The sequence below is a fragment of the Paraconexibacter algicola genome, from assembly GCF_003044185.1.
Classification (GTDB): Bacteria; Actinomycetota; Thermoleophilia; order Solirubrobacterales; family Solirubrobacteraceae; genus Paraconexibacter; species Paraconexibacter algicola.
In genome coordinates this window covers 26,235-42,040 of sequence record NZ_PYYB01000003.1, presented here as the reverse complement: position 1 = coordinate 42,040, position 15,806 = coordinate 26,235, and the positions used below count along the sequence as shown (strand labels likewise).

Sequence of the window (15,806 nt, the reverse complement as noted above, 5' to 3'; positions counted from 1 at the left end):
GATGCACCTGAAGTCGATCGTGCTCAAGGGGTTCAAGTCGTTCCCCGACCGGACGAAGCTCGACTTCGGCACCGGCGTCAGCGTCATCGTCGGCCCGAACGGCTCGGGCAAGTCGAACGTGACCGACGCCGTGCTGTGGGCGATGGGCGAGCAGTCGCCGCTGGCGGTGCGCGGCCAGTCGATGCAGGACGTCATCTTCGGCGGCGGCCGCGGCGTGCAGGCGCGCTCGAGCGCCGAGGTCGAGATCGTGCTGGACAACAGCGACCAGACGGTCGACCTGCCGCTGGGCGAGATCTCGATCGTGCGCCGCCTCGACCGCAACGGCGACGGCACCTACCTCCTCAACGGCGCGAAGTGCCGCCTCGTCGACGTGCTCGAGGTCCTGTCGGACACGGGCCTCGGCAAGGAGATGCACTCGGTCGTGTCGCAGGGTCGCGTGACCGCGATCGTCTCGTCCAAGCCGAAGGACCGCCGGCTGCTGATCGAGGAGGCGGCGGGCCTGGGCAAGCACCGCAAGCGCCGCCGTCGCGCCCAGCTGAAGCTCGAGCGCACGCAGGACAACCTCGACCGCGCGCTCGACGTGGAGCGCGAGGCGCGCTCGCGGCTGCGGCCGCTGAAGCGGCAGGCCGAGGCGGCGGAGCTGCACGAGCGCCTGGAGCGCCAGACGCTGGAGGCCCGCTGGGAGCTCGCCCGCGACACGGTCCGCGCCAAGCGCGCCGAGAAGGCCGCGGCGGAGGCGACGGCCCAGGAGGCGCGCGCGGCGCGCGACGAGGCGCAGGCGCAGCTCGCGGGCGTGGCGGCCCGGCGCGAGAAGGCCGAGGAGGCGCTGGCCCGGCGCACGGAGCAGCGCGAGATCCTGATGCGGCGGGTGAACGCGGCCCGGTCGAGCGTCGACCGGCTGGAGGTCCGTCTGGAGCGCACCCGGGACACCGCCGAGACGGTCGCCGAGCGGGCCGAGGGCCGCGCGCGACAGCTGCAGCTGCTGGAGGCCCAGGTCGCGGAGGACCAGCCGGACGAGGCGGGCCTCGAGCGGATCGAGTCGCTGGAGGCCGAGCTCGCCCGCCTGGACGACGAGCGCGAGAGCGCGCTGGCGCGCGAGGTCGAGGCGCTGGAGGCGCGGCGTGTGGCCGCCGCGGCGAAGGTGGCGGAGCTCGACGCCGAGGTCGAGCGCGTGCGTGGGGTCCTGCGGGAGGCGGACACGGCGCTGGAGCTCGCGCGCACGCAGCGCCGGGCGGCGGAGGCGACGGCGGAGAAGGCGCGCCGCGAGGCCGCGAAGCTCGGTGCGGAGCTCGCGTCGGCCAACCAGTTCCTGCGCTCGCACACGAGCGCCCCGGGCGGCGCGAAGGCCCTGGCCGACGAGCTCGAGGTGCAGGAGGGCTGCGAGCTCGCCCTGTCCGCGGCGCTCGGTGCCCGGATGACCGCGGGGATCGTCGAGGACGCCGCGGCCGCCGCGGCGCTCCTGGAGCGCGCCGGCCGGGACGGCGGCAGCGCCCTGGTCGCCACGGGCGAGCCGGTCCCGCCGGCGACGCCGGGCGGCCCCGTCGCGGGTGCGCGGCACCTCGGGGAGCTGGTGCGCGGCCCTGACCGCGCGGTCGCGGTCGCGCGGCGCCTGCTGGCCGACGCGTGGATCGTCGAGGACGTCACGGCGCTCCCGGACGACTTCACCGGGATCGCCGTCACGACGGACGGCCGCGCGTGGTTCGGCGCGACGCGCGAGATGGTCCGGGCGGCGCAGGGCGGCAGCGAGCGCGTGCTCGCCGAGCGCAACCGCCGCGACCGGCTGATCGCGGCCAGCGAGGCGGCGATCCAGGAGGAGCAGGCGGCGCTGAAGGCCGTCGAGGCGGCGGGCGGCGCGATGGCCGCGGCCGACACGACCCGTGACGAGGCCGACCGCGCCGTCCGTGAGGCGGAGCGCGCGCGCAACGCCGCGCGCGAGGACGAGCGCCAGACCGGCCTGCTGATCAAGCAGCGCCAGAACGCGCCGGAGGACGCGGCGAGCGCCGTGCGTCGCGCGCAGGTCGAGGGCGAGCTCGCCGCGGAGCGCCGGGTCGCCGAGCGCGCCGCCCGCGAGCGCGAGGAGCGCGCGCAGCGGATCACGTTCCTGCGCGCGAAGCTCGAGCGCGACAAGGCGCTCGTGCCGGCCGCGCAGCGCCTCGCGGCCGCGCTCGAGGCCGCGCTGACCGCGGTGCAGGAGCGCGTGACGGTGTTCGACGAGGCGCTGGCCGCCGACCGCGCGGCGGGCGAGGGCGTCGCCGCCGAACTGCGCGCGTGCGCCGCGGAGGAGGCGAAGATCCAGCAGCACCTGCGCGAGCGCGGCGACCTGCTGACCTCCTCGGAGGTCCGGGCGCAGCAGGCCCGCGACCAGGAGCAGGAGGCCGCCCAGGAGCTGACGACGATCGCGCAGACGCTGGGGCTGAGCCCGGAGCCCGCCGAGGAGGCGCTCGACGCCGAGGCGGTCGCGGCGCTGCGTCAGCGCATCGAGCGGCTGGTCAAGCGCCGGGAGCAGCTCGGCCCGGTCAACCCGCTCGCGAAGGCCGAGTACGAGGAGGCCGTCGCGCACGTCGAGGAGATGGAGCGCCAGCGCGGCGACCTGGAGACCGCGCTGCGCGAGCTGCGCGCGTTCATCAAGGACACGGACAAGCAGATCCGTGTCACGTTCGAGGAGACCTTCAACGCGGCGGCGGCGAACTTCGAGGAGCTGTCCGCGCGGCTGTTCCCGGGCGGCAAGGGCCGCCTGCGGCTCGTGCGCGAGGACAGCGGCCCGCGGCCGGTCGTCGGCGGCGGGGAGCCGAGGGACAGCGGCGACGGGGTCGCCGAGGTGCAGGCCGCGGCGGCGGCGGAGGCGGCCGCGGAGGCGGAGGCCGACGAGGAGGCCGGCATCGACCCCGACGACCAGCTCGGCGTCGAGATCGAGATCACCCCGGCGGGCAAGGCGATGAAGCGCCTCTCCCTGCTGTCCGGCGGCGAGAAGTCGATGACCGCGATCGCGTTCCTGTTCAGCGTGTTCCTCGCGAAGCCGTGCCCGTTCTACATCCTCGACGAGGTCGAGGCGGCGCTCGACGACCTGAACATCGGGCGCTTCATCGACCTGCTGGAGACCTACGCCGACCGTGCGCAGTTCATCGTCGTGACCCACCAGAAGCGCACGATGGAGGCGGCCGACACGCTCTACGGCGTCTCGATGGGCGGCGACGGCGTCTCGAAGGTCATCTCCCGCAAGCTCCCGCCGAAGGACCTCGTGGCCGGCGAGGAGCGCGAGCGCAGCGGCGCCGGCATCGGCTGACCCGGCCCGACCGACCACCATGGGCAAGCGCGCACGCAGCAAGAAGGGCGATGGCCGCCCGCCGGGCGACGACGCCACGACCGCGACGGAGGGCCAGGCGGAGGCGGAGACCCCGGCGGCCGAGCCGTTCGGCCCCGACGGCCGGCTGCGCGAGGTGTCGCTGCTGGTCGAGGAGGTCGACTACGTCTACCAGCTGTACCGCTGGATCATCCACACCGGCGAGGTCCCGAAGGCCCAGGAGTGGCTGAAGAAGGAGCCGTGGCCGCACCCGGACTACGTCATCGACGTGTTCGGCTCGTGGGAGAAGTTCCTCGCCCATGCCGGCGTGCCCGGCTCGCCGCTGCTGGCCCGGGTGCGGGAGGCGGACGCGGAGGCGAAGGACCTCGCGGCCCGCGAGAAGCAGCTGGTCAAGGAGCTGGCGCGCGTCGACGACCTCCGCCGGCAGGTGGAGAGCGCGCGCTCGGGGCGTGAGGCGGCGCAGGCCGAGCGCGACGAGCAGCGTGCGCGGGCCGAGCGGCTGCAGGGCGCGCTGGAGGCGGCGCAGGCCCGGGCGGCCGCGGCGGAGCGGACGCTGCACGACCGCGCGCAGGAGGCGGCGGCCGCCGCGCCGGACGACCCGGACGCCGGGCTCGTCGCGCTGCGTGACGAGCTCGACGCGGTGCGGGCCCACCGCGAGGAGCTGCTGGGGCGCAGCGAGGCGCTGGAGCAGCAGGCGGTCGCCGACGCGCGCACGATCGCGCGGCTCTCGACGCTGCTGGCCGAGGCGGGAGCCGTGGCGGCGGACGCCACGAACCCGGAGGGGGAGGAGGAGCCGCCCGAGACGGTGCTGGCCGCGGTCGAGCGGGCGGCGGCGACCTGCGCGCACCTCGTGTTCACCGACGCGGCCCGCAGCTCGGCGGCGGACAGCCCGTACCGGCGGCCGCAGGACGTGCTCGACGCGCTGCGCCGGCTCGACGAGCTCGGCGCGCTGCACGCCGACCCGGCCGGCTTCGGCCGCTCGCTCACGCAGGCGGCGACGGAGCTCGGCCTCACCTACAAGGGCGACGTGTCGGAGATCGCCCGCTCGCGCAACCCGCACGACTACACGGTCACCCACGACGGACACCGGCTGGAGCTCGGTCCGCACGTCGCGCTCGGCTCCGGTTCGGGCGCCGGGTTCATCGCCCGGATCTACCTGCACGTCGCCGACGGATCCGGGGACGTGCCCCGCGGGATCTACGTCGGCCACGTCGGCCGGCACCTGCCGGACACCACCACGTAGCCGTGGCCCACGCGACATCCTGGCGCGTCTGCGCTCGGACTCCCGCGTGATTCGGGGCGCGGTCCGGCGTTGAGCGGACATGACCACGTCACGCACCCGCCGCGCACTCGCCACGACCGCGCTGGCCCTCGCCCTCCTCCCGCTCGGCGCGACCGCCGCCGACGCCAAGACCTCCAAGGCGCCGCTCTGCGAGAACCGCGCCGGGACCGACCTCGTCGCCGCCGGCGCCTACCGCGTCCTGCGGACCTTCGCACCGTCGAAGTCGGATCCCGACGCGGGCACGCTGCGGGTCACCACCTGCAGGCTGGGCTCGCGCTCCGCGAACGTGATCGTCAAGCACGCCTCCTCGCTGGACAGCCTCATGCGCATCAACGACGCCGCGTTCAGCAGCGCCAAGAACAAGGTCGCCCTGGCGATCACCGTCGAGTCCGGCAGCGCCCTGAGCGGCCGCGTCGCGCAGTTCGACCTCAAGACCGGCAAGGAGACCGCGAAGGCCTACGGCTGCGACATCCGCGAGGTCTGGGCGGGCAAGAGCGGTGGCTTCGCGTTCGAGGACGGCGTCGTGAAGATCGCCGACGCGGCGGGCCTGCGGACCGCGGGCGCGATGGGCGCGACGGACTTCGCGCTCGGCGGCGACACCCTCTACTGGACCGAGGGCGACGCGACGAAGTCGGAGAAGCTCGGCGCCGCGCCGTCGGGCACGCTCGGCGAGATCGTCGACTGCGGCTGAGCGCGCGCCCGGCCTAGCGCCCGTCGCCGCGCCGCGCGGCGGCGTCGTCGGGCTTCAGCTCGATCCACGTCGCGCGGCCGGCGGCGAGCACCGCGTCGCCGGCGTCGAGCAGCCAGACGGCGTTCGTGCGCTTGCGTCCCTCGTGCCGCAGGGGCGCGCTGAGGATGCGGTGCTCGGCCCCGCCGGCGGGCACCTCGGCCAGCAGGTCGACCGCGAACCGCCCGAGGACGATCGGCCGCTCACCGGTCGGGTCCTGTGCCGGTGCGCTGCTCGGGCAGTCGAGCGCCGCCCACACCAGGACCGGGTCCACCGCACCGTCCCCGTCCGGCGTCCACGTCACGCCCCAGACCCGGGCGGCGGGGTCGATCTCCCCGGCGAACAGGCACAGGCCGTCGCCGTCGTCGCGGTCGGGGCCGCAGCCGAAGCAGGTGGGGAAGGGGTGGGAGGTCCGCAGCACCTCGCGCGACGGCATCGCCGCGCGGATCTCCGCGACGGCCGCGGCGGGCGGCGCGCCGACGTCCACGGTGGTCGGTCGGCCCGACGCGACGTCGCGCTCCCCGGCGCGCAGGACCACCGTCCCGCCGTCGCCGGCCACCAGCTCCATCGCGGTCTCCAGCGGCGGCGGCGCGAGCAGGGTGACCTCGGCCGGCCCGTCGATCGCGGTGCCGACGAGCCCTGCGGTGTAGCCGCCGTGCGCGCTGGCGGGCGGGCCGTTGAACCGCGCGGCGATCGACAGCGTCGTCACAGCTGCTTCTCGGCGAAGTACGTGGCGACCGGGTTGTCGTTGAAGTTCCCGATCTCGCGGTAGCCCTCGGACTCGTACAGGCGCTGCGCGTGCGGCTGCTTCGGCCCGGTGTCCAGTCGCGCGACCGCGTAGCCCAGGCGTCGCGCCTCGTCCTCCAGCGCGTGCAGCAGCGTCCGCGCGACGCCCTGCCCGCGGGCGGACGGGGCCACGAACATCTTCTTGATCTCGCACGCGCCGTCGGGCAGCCGCTTGAGCCCGCCGCAGCACACGGCCGCGCCGCCCGACCAGCCGACGAGGAACGAGCCGTCCGGCGGGCTCAGCTCCTCGGGGCCCGCCTTGGGCATGTCGGGGCCGTCCAGGCGCAGCCCGTCGTAGATCTCGAACAGCTCGTCGCGCATCCCCTGGGCCAGCGCGGCGCCCTCGTCGGCGTCGACCCGGCCCGGGCGGAACTCGATCTCCATCGGCATGCGGGTATGTTCGCGCACCCATGCCCCGTGACTGGACCGACCTCTTCCTCACCGACGGACCCGCGGGCGGCGATGCCGCCGCTGCGGCCCAGGAGCCCGAGAAGCGGCGCGGGTTCTTCAAGCGTCTGCGGGAGAACATGTCGAAGACCCGGCAGGCGCTGGGCGCCGAGATCCAGGCGACGCTGTTCGAGACGCTCGACGAGGAGACCTGGGAGCGGCTGGAGGAGGCGCTGATCATGGCCGACGTCGGTGCGACGACGACGGCGAAGGTCGTCGCCCAGCTCGAGGCCGAGGCCGAGAGCGGCGCGGTCGAGGGCGGCGAGGCGCTGACGAACCGCCTGATCGAGCTGCTGGCGTCGATCGCGCGGCCCAAGGACGAGGACGCGGGCCGCATCGACCTGCGGCACTCGCCGACCGTGATCATGGCCGTCGGCGTCAACGGCACCGGCAAGACGACGACGATCGGCAAGCTCAGCTACCACCTGCAGAAGGAGCTGGGCAAGTCCGTCGTGCTCGGGGCGGCCGACACGTTCCGCGCGGCGGCGACCGAGCAGCTGCAGGGCTGGGCGAAGCGCTCGGGCTGCGAGATCGTCATCGGTCCCGAGGGCAGCGACCCGGGATCGGTCGCCTTCGAGGCCGTCAAAAAGGGTCGCGAGATGGGCGCGGACATCGTGATCATCGACACCGCCGGGCGCCTGCACAACCAGGACCACCTGATGGACGAGCTCTCGAAGATCCGCCGCGTGATCCAGAAGCAGATGCCCGACGCGCCGCACGAGACGCTGATCACGGTCGACGCGACGACCGGGCAGAACGGGCTGCGCCAGGCCCAGCTGTTCTCCCAGGCGGTGCCGGTCGACGGCGTCGTCCTGACGAAGCTCGACGGCACCGCCAAGGGCGGCATCGCGCTGGCGATCTCCGCCGAGCTCGGGCTGCCGGTCAAGCTCATCGGCATCGGCGAGACGCTCGAGGACCTGCGCCCGTTCGACGCCGACGACTTCGCCAAGGCGCTGCTCGGGACGGCCGAGCCCGCGGCCTGACGCCCGCCCGACGCACCACGGAGTCGAGCGTCGGGGGGGACGGATCCGAGACCGGGATGGGACCGTGACCCCCTCCCGGCGCGCCGCCCCGGTGGGTACCCTCCGTCGCAATGGACGACTGGGTGGTCTGGATCATCATCGCCGTCGCGCTGTCGGTGGGCGAGATCCTCAACATGAGCTTCTTCCTCGCGCCGTTCGCCGTCGGCGCGCTCGCCGCGGCCCTGGCCTCCGTCGTCGGCCTGTCGCTCGTCCCGGCGCTCGCCGTCTTCCTCGTCGTCTCCGGGGTCGCGTTCGGTGGCCTGCGGCCGATCGCCAAGCGCCACCTGCGCACCCCGCCGCAGATCCGCACCGGCACCGCCGCCCTGATCGGCAAGAGCGCGGTCGTCGTCGAGCGGATCGAGAACCACGAGGGCGTCGGCGCGATCCGGCTCGACGGCGAGATCTGGACGGCGCGCGGCTTCGAGGAGGACGTCGTCATCGAGGCCGGCACGCGCGTGCAGGTGCTCGAGATCCGCGGCGCGACCGCCCTGGTCTCCGAATGACCCCGCTTCCCCCCGACACCCAGACCCGGAGGTCTCCCTCATGGCCGGACTGATCGTCCTCGGCACCCTCGTCCTCTTCGCCCTGTTCGTGGCGGCGAAGACGGTCCGCATCATCCCGCAGGCCCGCGCGGGCGTCGTCGAGCGCCTCGGCCGCTACAGCCGCACGCTCCAGCCCGGTCTCACGATCGTCATCCCGTTCGTCGACAAGGTCAAGCCGCTGATCGACCTCCGCGAGCAGGTCGTGAACTTCCCGCCCTCCGGCGTCATCACGGAGGACAACGTGACGGTCAACATCGACACCGTCCTGTACTTCACGATCACCGACCCGAAGGCCGCGACCTACGAGGTCGCCAACCCGCTGCAGGCGATCGAGCAGCTCACGGTCACGACGCTGCGCAACGTCATCGGCGGCATGACGCTCGAGGACTCGCTGACCTCGCGCGACCAGATCAACTCGCAGCTGCGCACGGTGCTGGACGAGGCGACGGGCAAGTGGGGGATCCGCGTCAGCCGCGTCGAGCTGAAGGCGGTCGACCCGCCCGCGTCGATCCAGGAGTCGATGGAGAAGCAGATGCGCGCCGAGCGCGACCGGCGTGCCGCGATCCTCAACGCCGAGGGCGTCAAGCAGTCGCAGATCCTCACCGCCCAGGGCGAGAAGGAGTCCGCCATCCTCACGGCACAGGGCGCCCGCGAGTCGGCGATCCTGCGCGCCGAGGGCGAGGCGAAGGCGATCGAGACCGTCTTCCAGGCGATCCACGACGGCAGGCCCGACCAGGAGCTGCTGAGCTACCAGTACCTGCAGATGCTGCCGCAGCTCGCGCAGGGCGAGGCGAACAAGATCTTCGTCATCCCGAGCGAGTTCAACCAGGCACTCGGCGGCCTCGGCGGTGCGGTCGCGAAGCTCGGGCAGCAGGCCCCGCCGCCCGCGCCCCCGGCACCCCGGGCCTAGGTCGCCGAGACGGCCGCGGGTGCGAGGCGCTGCACCCGCGGCCAGGCCGACACGAAGAGCAGCAGCGCCACGGCGATTCCGCCGAACGCGACGCCGAACGACCAGCCGACCCCGCCGGAGTCCGCGGCGACACCGGCCAGTGCCGCACCGCTCGCCGCTCCGGCGCTGACCCCGGTCCCGAGCCACGCGAACGCCTCGACGGTCGTGCCGTCCTTCGCGGCCACGCCGGCCATCGCGTGCACGACCGCGAACGCCGGGGCGATCGCGAGGCCCGCGAGCGGCAGCAGGCCCGCCAGCAGCCAGGAGCTCGAGGCGAGCACGAGCGCGAGGTTGCCGGCCGCCAGGACGGCGAGCACGATGATCAGGCGGCGCGCCGGGTCGTCCGGGGCCTTCTTGGCGTTCGCCATCGCCAGTCCGCCGACGAGACTGCCGAGGCCCCAGGCGGCGAGGAGCGGACCCGTCGCGCCCGTGCGGTCGAGCTCGGTCGCGAACGCCGTCACCGCGACCTCGATCGCCCCGAAGGAGACCGCGAAGGCCGTGAGGACCAGGAGCAGGACGCGCACGCCGGGGGAGCCCAGCGCGCCGAGTCCGCCGACGGGGAGCGTCGCCGTGCCCGGGTCCGGCTTCCACTCGCGACTCGGTCGCAGGGTGATGAACCAGCCGGTCCCGAGGACCAGGACCGCGGCGCACGCCGCGAGGCCCCAGCGGGTCGAGTACGGGGCGATCAGGCCCCCGATGAGCAGGGGACCGGCGATGTAGCTCGCCTCCAGGGCGCTCGACTCCAGCGCGTAGGCGCTGTGGAGGGTGTCCTCGTCGTCGATGACCTTCGGCAGGAGCGCCCGGGTGCAGGCGCCGATCGGCGGGTGGACGAGGCCCCCGCCGACCGCGAGGAGCGGGAGGAGCACGTCCGGGGCCGACGCGGGCAGGAGGGCCATCGTCAGCATGCACGCCGCCGTCACCACCATCCCGACGCCGAGCACGATCGTCTGGCCGAGCCGGTCGACCGCGCGGCCGACGAGCGGCGCCGACAGCGCGAGTCCCGCGGTGTACGACCCGGCGACGATGCCGGCGAAGGCGTAGGAGCCGCCGAGCTCGCGGACGTGGAGGACGAGCAGCAGGCCGATGGCTCCCGCGGCAATGGCGCCGATCAGGGAGCTGACGACCAGCGATGGCGCCCCGGGTGCCCGGAGGACCGCGCGGATGCCGGTGGCGGAGTTGGGGGCGGGCTCCTGCACCACCGGCAGTATCCCCACCCGGGGCCTCTACACTCCTCGGCGTGTTCGACGCGCTCTCCGAGAAGCTCCAGGCCACCCTGTCCGACGTCCGTGGCCACGGCACGCTGACGGAGGACGACATCAAGAAGGCGATGCGGGAGATCCGCCTCGCGCTGCTCGAGGCGGACGTCAACTTCAAGGTCGTCAAGGAGTTCACGACGACCGTCCGCGAGCGCTGCATGGGCGCCGACGTCATGGGGCAGCTGAACCCCGGGCAGCAGGTCGTCAAGATCGTCAACGAGGAGCTCGCCGCGCTCATGGGCGGCGCCTCGGCCGGCATCAGCTTCTCGCCGCGGCCGCCCACGGTCATCCTCATGGCGGGCCTGCAGGGCTCGGGCAAGACCACCGCGACCGCGAAGCTCGCCCGGCACCTCAAGGAGGAGCACAACTCCTCCGTCGCGGTCGCCGCGTGCGACGTGTACCGGCCCGCCGCGGTCGACCAGCTCGTGAAGGTCGGCGGCCAGGTCGGCGCGACCGTCTACGAGCAGGGCACCGACGCGAACCCGGTCGACATCGCCCGCTGGGCGCTCGATCGGGCCAAGCAGGACGGCAAGGACGTCCTCATCGTCGACACCGCCGGCCGCCTGCACGTCGACGCCACGCTGATGGACGAGCTCGTCCAGATCCGCGCGGCGGTCAAGCCGCACACGATCCTGCTCGTCGTCGACGCGATGACCGGCCAGGACGCGGTCAACGTCGCCGAGCAGTTCGCGGAGGCGGTCAACTTCGACGGCGTCGTCATGTCCAAGCTCGACGGCGACGCCCGCGGCGGCGCCGCGCTGTCGGTCAAGGCGGTCACCGGCAAGCCGATCCTGTTCGCGTCCACGGGCGAGAAGCTCGACCAGTTCGAGCGCTTCCACCCGGACCGGATGTCGCAGCGCATCCTCGGCATGGGCGACGTCATGTCGCTCATCGAGAAGGCCGAGGCGCAGTTCGACGAGGACCAGGCCAAGGACCTCGAGCGCAAGCTGCGCCGCAACGAGTTCACGCTCGAGGACTTCCTCGGGCAGCTCAAGCAGATCCGCAAGATGGGCCCGCTGACCTCGCTGCTGGGCATGATCCCCGGCTTCGCGGGCCAGCAGCTCAAGGGCCTGAAGGTCGACGAGCGCGAGCTCGACCGCATCGAGGCGATCATCCTCTCGATGACGCCGGAGGAGCGACGCCGGCCGGAGCTCATCAAGGGCTCGCGGCGGCTGCGGATCGCCAAGGGCTCGGGCACGAACGTGCAGGCGGTCAACAACCTCGTCAAGCAGTTCGGCCAGATGCGCAAGGTCATGAAGCAGCTCGGCAAGGGCAAGATGCCCGACATGGCGCAGCTCATGAAGCAGCGCTGAGAACGCGCCGCCGAGCGCCGATCGTCTACGCTCCTTCACCGCATTTCCAAAGTTTCTGAGAGGAACCCCGTGGCTGTACGACTCCGGCTCACCCGTGTGGGCGGCAAGAAGGATCCGATCTGGCGCATCGTCGTCGCCGACTCGCGCTCGCCGCGCGACGGCCGCGTGATCGAGACGGTCGGGCAGTACAACGCGCAGACCGAGCCCTCGACGATCGTCGTCAAGGAGGACCGGATCCGCGACTGGCTCAGCCGTGGCGCGCAGCCCAGCGACTCGGTCCGCAAGATCCTGAAGACGCAGGGCATCGAGGCCTAGCACCTCATGGCCGAGGCGGAGGCGCCGCTGCGCGACCTGCTGGAGTCCCTGACCCGGCGGATCGTCGAGCACCCCGACAAGGTCTCGGTCGAGCAGTTCGTGGAGGAGGACGGCACGATCGTCCTCGAGCTCGCGGTCGGCGACGACGACTACGGCCGCGTGATCGGCCGCGGCGGTCGCACCGCCAGCGCGCTCCGCACCGTCGTGAAGGCCGCCGCGGTCCGCGAGAAGCGCCGCGTGCTCGTCGACATCGTCGACTGACGCACGGATGGGCGCCGTCACCGAGCCGTTCCTGAGCGCCGGGCGCGTGGGGAGGCCGCACGGGCTCGACGGCAGCTTCCACGTCACGCGACCCCGCCCCCTGCTGCTCGGTCTCGGCGCGACCGTCCACGTGGACGGCACCGCGACGACGGTCGAGCGCCGGGCGGGCACCGACGACCGCCCGATCCTGCGTCTGGCGGCCGCGACGACCCGGGAGGCCGTGCTCGCGCTGCGCGGGCAGGACCTGCTCGTCGCCCGCGAGGACCTGCCCGAGCTCCCCGAGGGGGAGTACTGGGCGGAGGACCTGGCCGGCTGCGCGGTCGTCGACGGCGACCGGCCGGTCGGGGTCGTCGTGCGGATGCTGCCGCTCCCCTCGTGCGAGGTGCTCGAGGTCCGGCGCGAGGGCGCCCCCGAGCTGCTCGTGCCGATGGTCCGCGACGCGATCCGCACCATCGACGTCGCCGCCCGCCGGGTGGACGTCGACCTGGCGTTCCTCGAAGGACAGGAGGTCTGAGGACCATGCAGCTGGACGTCGTCACGCTCTTCCCCGACTGGTTCGACTGGTTCCGCGACCAGCGCCACGTCGCCAACGCCCTGCGCGGCGGCCACGAGCTGCGCACGCTCAACCCGCGCGACCACACCACGCTCAGCGGCGGTCAGGTCGACGACACGCCGTTCGGGGGCGGGGCCGGGATGGTCCTGCGCGTCGACGTCATGGACGCGGCTTTGCGGTCGTTCTACGACACCGACCCGGTGGAGCTGCGCTCGCAGCGTCGGGTCATCGCCCTGACCCCCGGGGGCCGGGTGCTCGACGACGCGTACGTCGACGAGCTGGCCGCCGAGCCGGCGATCACGCTGCTGTGCGGGCGCTACGAGGGCTTCGACGAGCGGATCGTCCAGCACTTCTGCTCGGACACCCTCTCGATCGGCCGGTACGTCCTCGCGGGCGGCGAGCTCGCCGCGATGGTCGTGGCCGACGCGGTGCTGCGCAAGCTGCCCGGATCGCTCGGGCACGCGGACTCCGCGGTGGAGGAGTCGTTCTCCGCCGCGCTGGGCGGCAACCCGGAGTACCCGCACTACACGCGGCCCGCGGAGTACCGCGGCTGGCGGGTCCCCGACGTGCTCCTCTCGGGGCACCACGAGGAGATCCGCAACTGGCGCCGGGCACGCAGCGACGAGCGTGGGGCCTCCTCGGGCGGCTCTCCGCTACCATGATCCGTCGCGCCTGAGACCGGCCCTGCCTCCAGACGCCCGTCCGTCCCGCGGCCCTTCACCTTTAGCCATGAGCACCGTCATCGACTCCATCGAGCGCGCGCAGCTGCGCCGCGTCCCCTCCTTCCAGCCCGGCGACCGGGTCAAGGTCCACTTCCAGGTGATCGAGGGCACGCGCCGTCGTACCCAGGTCTTCGAGGGCGTCGTCATCAAGCGCCAGGGCCACGGGGCCCGCGAGACCTTCACCGTGCGCAAGCAGTCGTTCGGCGTCGGCGTGGAGCGCACGTTCCCGCTGCACTCGCCGAAGATCGAGAAGATCGAGGTCGCCGCCCGCGGTGACGTCCGTCGCGCGAAGCTCTACTACCTGCGTGACCGCGTCGGCAAGCGCGCCCGCGTCCGCGAGAAGCGCTACGTCGGCCCCGAGCAGGTCGTCGAGGCCGGTCTGCTGCACGATCCCGCCGCGGAGGCCGCCGCCGCGGCCGAGGCGGAGGCCGCTGCGGCCCAGGCCGCCGAGGCGGAGGCCGCGGAGGCCGAGGTCGAGGAGACCGCGGCCGACACGCCCGAGGCGGAGGCGCCCGTGTCGGACGCGCCCGCCGAGGAGCCGGCCGCCGAGGCGCAGGCCGAGGCTGCGGCCGAGGGCGACGCCCCGGCCGACGACAAGGCGTAGGCGGGTCGGCGCCGGTGGCGAAGTCGGAGAAGTCCGCCGGCGGCTCGATCCTCGAGACCGTCGTGATCGTGGCGGTCGCGATCGGTCTCGCGCTGGCGATCCAGGCGTTCATCGTCAAGCCGTACCGGATCCCGTCCGAGTCGATGGTCCCGACGCTCACGGTCGGCCAGCGCGTGCTGGTCAACCGGCTGGGCAACAACTTCAGCGACCCGTCGGTGGGGGACGTCGTCGTCTTCCACCCGCCGTCGGGCTCGGAGTCGAACACGTGCGGCAACCCGCAGAAGCCGGAGGACCAGGCCTGCGACAAGCCGACCGGCGACCGCGCCGACGTGAACTTCATCAAGCGCGTCGTCGGCGTCGGCGGCGACCGGATCTCGATCCGCGACGGCCACGTCTTCCGCAACGGCAAGCGCGAGAAGGACGACTACATCCGCGCGTGCGGTGGCGGCCAGGGCTGCGACCTGCCGCGGACCTTCACCGTTCCCGCCGGGCACTTCTTCATGATGGGCGACAACCGTGGAGAGTCCGACGACAGCCGGTTCTGGGGCCCCGTCCCGAAGAAGTGGATCATCGGTGGCGCCTTCGCGACCTACTGGCCGCCCAAGCGGATCGGGCTCCTCTAGGACCCGGACCACCGGCCCGAAGCGCACGGGCCGCAAGCTCGTCCAGCACGACCGCGCGATCGGTGCGCGGTTCGTGGCCGGGGCCGACGAGGCCGGTCGTGGATGTCTCGCCGGACCGCTCGTGGCGGCGGCCGTCCTGCTGGACCTCGACCGCGTCGGCCCGCAGGAGGTCCGCGCGCTCGGCCTGCTCAACGACAGCAAGCAGCACAGCGAGGAGGCGCGCGAGGCGCTCTACCCGGTCGTGCTGCGGCTCGCCGCGCGCAGCGCGGTGGTCTCGCGGTGCGTGCCGGCGCTCGACGAGCGCGGCCTGCACCGCACGAACCTGCAGGCGCTCCGCGACGCCCTGATGCGGGTCGCCCGGCCCGGGACCGTCTGCCTGGTCGACGGGTTCCGCGTGGCGGAGATGCCCTACGAGCAGCGCGCGATCGTGGAGGGCGACGCGACGAGCGCCGCGATCGCGGCGGCCTCGATCCTCGCGAAGGTCTCGCGCGACCGCTTCATGCAGCGCGCCGACGTGCGCCACCCCGGCTGGTCGTTCGCGGGGCACAAGGGCTACTCCTCACCCGAGCACCGGGCGGCGATCCAGCGCCAGGGCGTCTCGCCGCTGCACCGGCTGTCGTTCCAGTCGACGGCCTACCAGCAGCTGTCACTCGGCTGACAATCACATCGCCCCCTCGAGGTGCTCGAGGCGCACGAGCCGGTCGCGGGAGTCCAGGACCACGCCGATCGCGTCGATCCGCACCGCCGGCACGCGGGGCCGGTCGTGGTCCCCGGCGAGGTAGGCGGACGCCATGCGCCGCACCTGCCGACGCTTGCGGTCGTGCAGCGAGTCCCACGGGCTGCCCGTGCCGCGGCGCGTCTTGACCTCGCAGATCACGAGCGTGTGGCCGTCGCAGGCGACGAGGTCGATCTCCCCGTGGCGCGTGCGGTGGTTGCGCGCGACGATCGCGTACCCGAGCCGCTCCAGGTGCTCGGCCGCGTAGGTCTCCCCGGTCCGTCCGAGGCGTTGGCGCAGGTCGTTCTTGGGCATGGCGTCGACGCTAGGAGCCCCCGGGTGCCGGCGCAGCACGGGATCGTCACGGGACCGTGCCGGAACTCCGGAT

Annotated in this window: 17 protein-coding genes and 1 pseudogene; 14 read left to right on the top strand and 4 right to left on the bottom strand. The window is 73.6% G+C overall.

The genetic code is table 11. The annotated features are described in order from the left end of the window. Position 1 precedes the first annotated feature (1 nt). The 3 genes from C7Y72_RS17250 (at position 2) to C7Y72_RS17240 (ending at position 5,274) form a co-directional block, all read left to right on the top strand. Positions 2 to 3,283: a chromosome segregation SMC family protein gene (locus tag C7Y72_RS17250; RefSeq protein WP_107570450.1), complete on the top strand. Its 3,282-nt coding sequence runs from the start codon at positions 2 to 4 to the stop codon at positions 3,281 to 3,283. Between the two features lie 19 nt (positions 3,284 to 3,302). After that, complete coding sequence (locus tag C7Y72_RS17245) at positions 3,303 to 4,544, top strand: coiled-coil domain-containing protein (RefSeq protein ID WP_107570449.1); 1,242 nt, start codon at positions 3,303 to 3,305, stop codon at positions 4,542 to 4,544. Positions 4,545 to 4,623: 79 nt separating this feature from the next. After that, complete coding sequence (locus C7Y72_RS17240) at positions 4,624 to 5,274, top strand: hypothetical protein (protein ID WP_107570448.1); 651 nt, start codon at positions 4,624 to 4,626, stop codon at positions 5,272 to 5,274. 13 nt (positions 5,275 to 5,287) lie between these two features. Here C7Y72_RS17240 and C7Y72_RS17235 read toward each other — a convergent pair whose 3' ends face one another. Next, positions 5,288 to 6,019, bottom strand: a complete 732-nt coding sequence (locus C7Y72_RS17235; RefSeq protein WP_107570447.1) for a hypothetical protein — start codon at positions 6,017 to 6,019, stop codon at positions 5,288 to 5,290. Further along, positions 6,016 to 6,486 (bottom strand): GNAT family N-acetyltransferase, encoded by a 471-nt coding sequence (locus C7Y72_RS17230; RefSeq protein WP_107570446.1) that lies wholly within the window; start codon positions 6,484 to 6,486, stop codon positions 6,016 to 6,018. The genes C7Y72_RS17235 and C7Y72_RS17230 overlap by 4 nt, the downstream gene beginning before the upstream one ends. A gap of 20 nt (positions 6,487 to 6,506) precedes the next feature. Here C7Y72_RS17230 and ftsY point away from each other — a divergent pair, with 20 nt between their 5' ends. From ftsY to C7Y72_RS17215, 3 genes are all read left to right on the top strand, one after another. Then, positions 6,507 to 7,526 (top strand): signal recognition particle-docking protein FtsY, encoded by a 1,020-nt coding sequence (ftsY, locus tag C7Y72_RS17225; protein WP_107570445.1) that lies wholly within the window; start codon positions 6,507 to 6,509, stop codon positions 7,524 to 7,526. Positions 7,527 to 7,636: 110 nt separating this feature from the next. Beyond that, positions 7,637 to 8,068, top strand: coding sequence for an NfeD family protein (locus tag C7Y72_RS17220; protein WP_107570444.1), 432 nt, complete (start codon positions 7,637 to 7,639; stop codon positions 8,066 to 8,068). Between the two features lie 40 nt (positions 8,069 to 8,108). Next, positions 8,109 to 9,017, top strand: a complete 909-nt coding sequence (locus C7Y72_RS17215; protein WP_107570443.1) for an SPFH domain-containing protein — start codon at positions 8,109 to 8,111, stop codon at positions 9,015 to 9,017. On the opposite strand, the gene C7Y72_RS17210 is transcribed toward C7Y72_RS17215, so the two are convergent. Then, positions 9,014 to 10,252, bottom strand: a complete 1,239-nt coding sequence (locus C7Y72_RS17210; protein ID WP_158276909.1) for an MFS transporter — start codon at positions 10,250 to 10,252, stop codon at positions 9,014 to 9,016. The two genes, C7Y72_RS17215 and C7Y72_RS17210, sit on opposite strands and share 4 nt — an antisense overlap. 41 nt (positions 10,253 to 10,293) lie before the next feature. On the opposite strand from C7Y72_RS17210, the gene ffh reads away from it, so the two are divergent. From ffh to rnhB, 8 genes and pseudogenes are all read left to right on the top strand, one after another. Next, positions 10,294 to 11,625, top strand: coding sequence for a signal recognition particle protein (ffh, locus tag C7Y72_RS17205; RefSeq protein WP_233243916.1), 1,332 nt, complete (start codon positions 10,294 to 10,296; stop codon positions 11,623 to 11,625). 69 nt (positions 11,626 to 11,694) lie between these two features. Next, on the top strand, positions 11,695 to 11,940 hold the full coding sequence (rpsP, locus tag C7Y72_RS17200) for a 30S ribosomal protein S16 (protein ID WP_107570441.1): 246 nt from the start codon (positions 11,695 to 11,697) through the stop codon (positions 11,938 to 11,940). Positions 11,941 to 11,946: 6 nt separating this feature from the next. Beyond that, entirely contained in the window at positions 11,947 to 12,201 is a 255-nt protein-coding gene (locus C7Y72_RS17195) for a KH domain-containing protein (RefSeq protein WP_107570440.1), read from the top strand. 7 nt (positions 12,202 to 12,208) lie between these two features. Beyond that, the gene (gene rimM / locus C7Y72_RS17190; protein ID WP_107570439.1) at positions 12,209 to 12,715 is read left to right on the top strand and encodes a ribosome maturation factor RimM; all 507 of its coding nucleotides are present in this window, start codon (positions 12,209 to 12,211) and stop codon (positions 12,713 to 12,715) included. 5 nt (positions 12,716 to 12,720) lie between these two features. Further along, positions 12,721 to 13,416: a tRNA (guanosine(37)-N1)-methyltransferase TrmD gene (gene trmD, locus C7Y72_RS17185; protein ID WP_107570438.1), complete on the top strand. Its 696-nt coding sequence runs from the start codon at positions 12,721 to 12,723 to the stop codon at positions 13,414 to 13,416. Positions 13,417 to 13,483: 67 nt separating this feature from the next. After that, positions 13,484 to 13,834, top strand: a pseudogene (gene rplS / locus C7Y72_RS24015) (50S ribosomal protein L19); the annotation flags it as partial. A gap of 260 nt (positions 13,835 to 14,094) precedes the next feature. Continuing rightward, positions 14,095 to 14,703 (top strand): signal peptidase I, encoded by a 609-nt coding sequence (gene lepB, locus C7Y72_RS17175; protein ID WP_107570436.1) that lies wholly within the window; start codon positions 14,095 to 14,097, stop codon positions 14,701 to 14,703. A 73-nt stretch (positions 14,704 to 14,776) separates the two neighbouring features. Next, positions 14,777 to 15,361 (top strand): ribonuclease HII, encoded by a 585-nt coding sequence (rnhB, locus tag C7Y72_RS17170; RefSeq protein WP_233243915.1) that lies wholly within the window; start codon positions 14,777 to 14,779, stop codon positions 15,359 to 15,361. Between the two features lie 3 nt (positions 15,362 to 15,364). Here rnhB and C7Y72_RS17165 read toward each other — a convergent pair whose 3' ends face one another. Further along, positions 15,365 to 15,733 carry a YraN family protein gene (locus C7Y72_RS17165; RefSeq protein ID WP_107570434.1) on the bottom strand — a complete coding sequence of 123 codons (369 nt, stop codon included), beginning with the start codon at positions 15,731 to 15,733 and terminating at the stop codon, positions 15,365 to 15,367. Positions 15,734 to 15,806 lie beyond the last annotated feature (73 nt).

What these genes read in the sequence shown, in the direction of transcription:
- C7Y72_RS17250 (WP_107570450.1), top strand. Translation starts at nt 2, where the DNA reads ATGCACCTGAAGTCGATCGTGCTCAAGGGGTTCAAGTCGTTCCCCGAC.
- C7Y72_RS17240 (WP_107570448.1), top strand. Translation starts at nt 4,624, where the DNA reads ATGACCACGTCACGCACCCGCCGCGCACTCGCCACGACCGCGCTGGCC.
- C7Y72_RS17220 (WP_107570444.1), top strand. Translation starts at nt 7,637, where the DNA reads ATGGACGACTGGGTGGTCTGGATCATCATCGCCGTCGCGCTGTCGGTG.
- C7Y72_RS17230 (WP_107570446.1), bottom strand. Translation starts at nt 6,486, where the DNA reads ATGCCGATGGAGATCGAGTTCCGCCCGGGCCGGGTCGACGCCGACGAG.
- ftsY (WP_107570445.1), top strand. Translation starts at nt 6,507, where the DNA reads ATGCCCCGTGACTGGACCGACCTCTTCCTCACCGACGGACCCGCGGGC.
- C7Y72_RS17195 (WP_107570440.1), top strand. Translation starts at nt 11,947, where the DNA reads ATGGCCGAGGCGGAGGCGCCGCTGCGCGACCTGCTGGAGTCCCTGACC.
- rimM (WP_107570439.1), top strand. Translation starts at nt 12,209, where the DNA reads ATGGGCGCCGTCACCGAGCCGTTCCTGAGCGCCGGGCGCGTGGGGAGG.
- C7Y72_RS17245 (WP_107570449.1), top strand. Translation starts at nt 3,303, where the DNA reads ATGGGCAAGCGCGCACGCAGCAAGAAGGGCGATGGCCGCCCGCCGGGC.
- C7Y72_RS17215 (WP_107570443.1), top strand. Translation starts at nt 8,109, where the DNA reads ATGGCCGGACTGATCGTCCTCGGCACCCTCGTCCTCTTCGCCCTGTTC.
- C7Y72_RS17165 (WP_107570434.1), bottom strand. Translation starts at nt 15,733, where the DNA reads ATGCCCAAGAACGACCTGCGCCAACGCCTCGGACGGACCGGGGAGACC.
- trmD (WP_107570438.1), top strand. Translation starts at nt 12,721, where the DNA reads ATGCAGCTGGACGTCGTCACGCTCTTCCCCGACTGGTTCGACTGGTTC.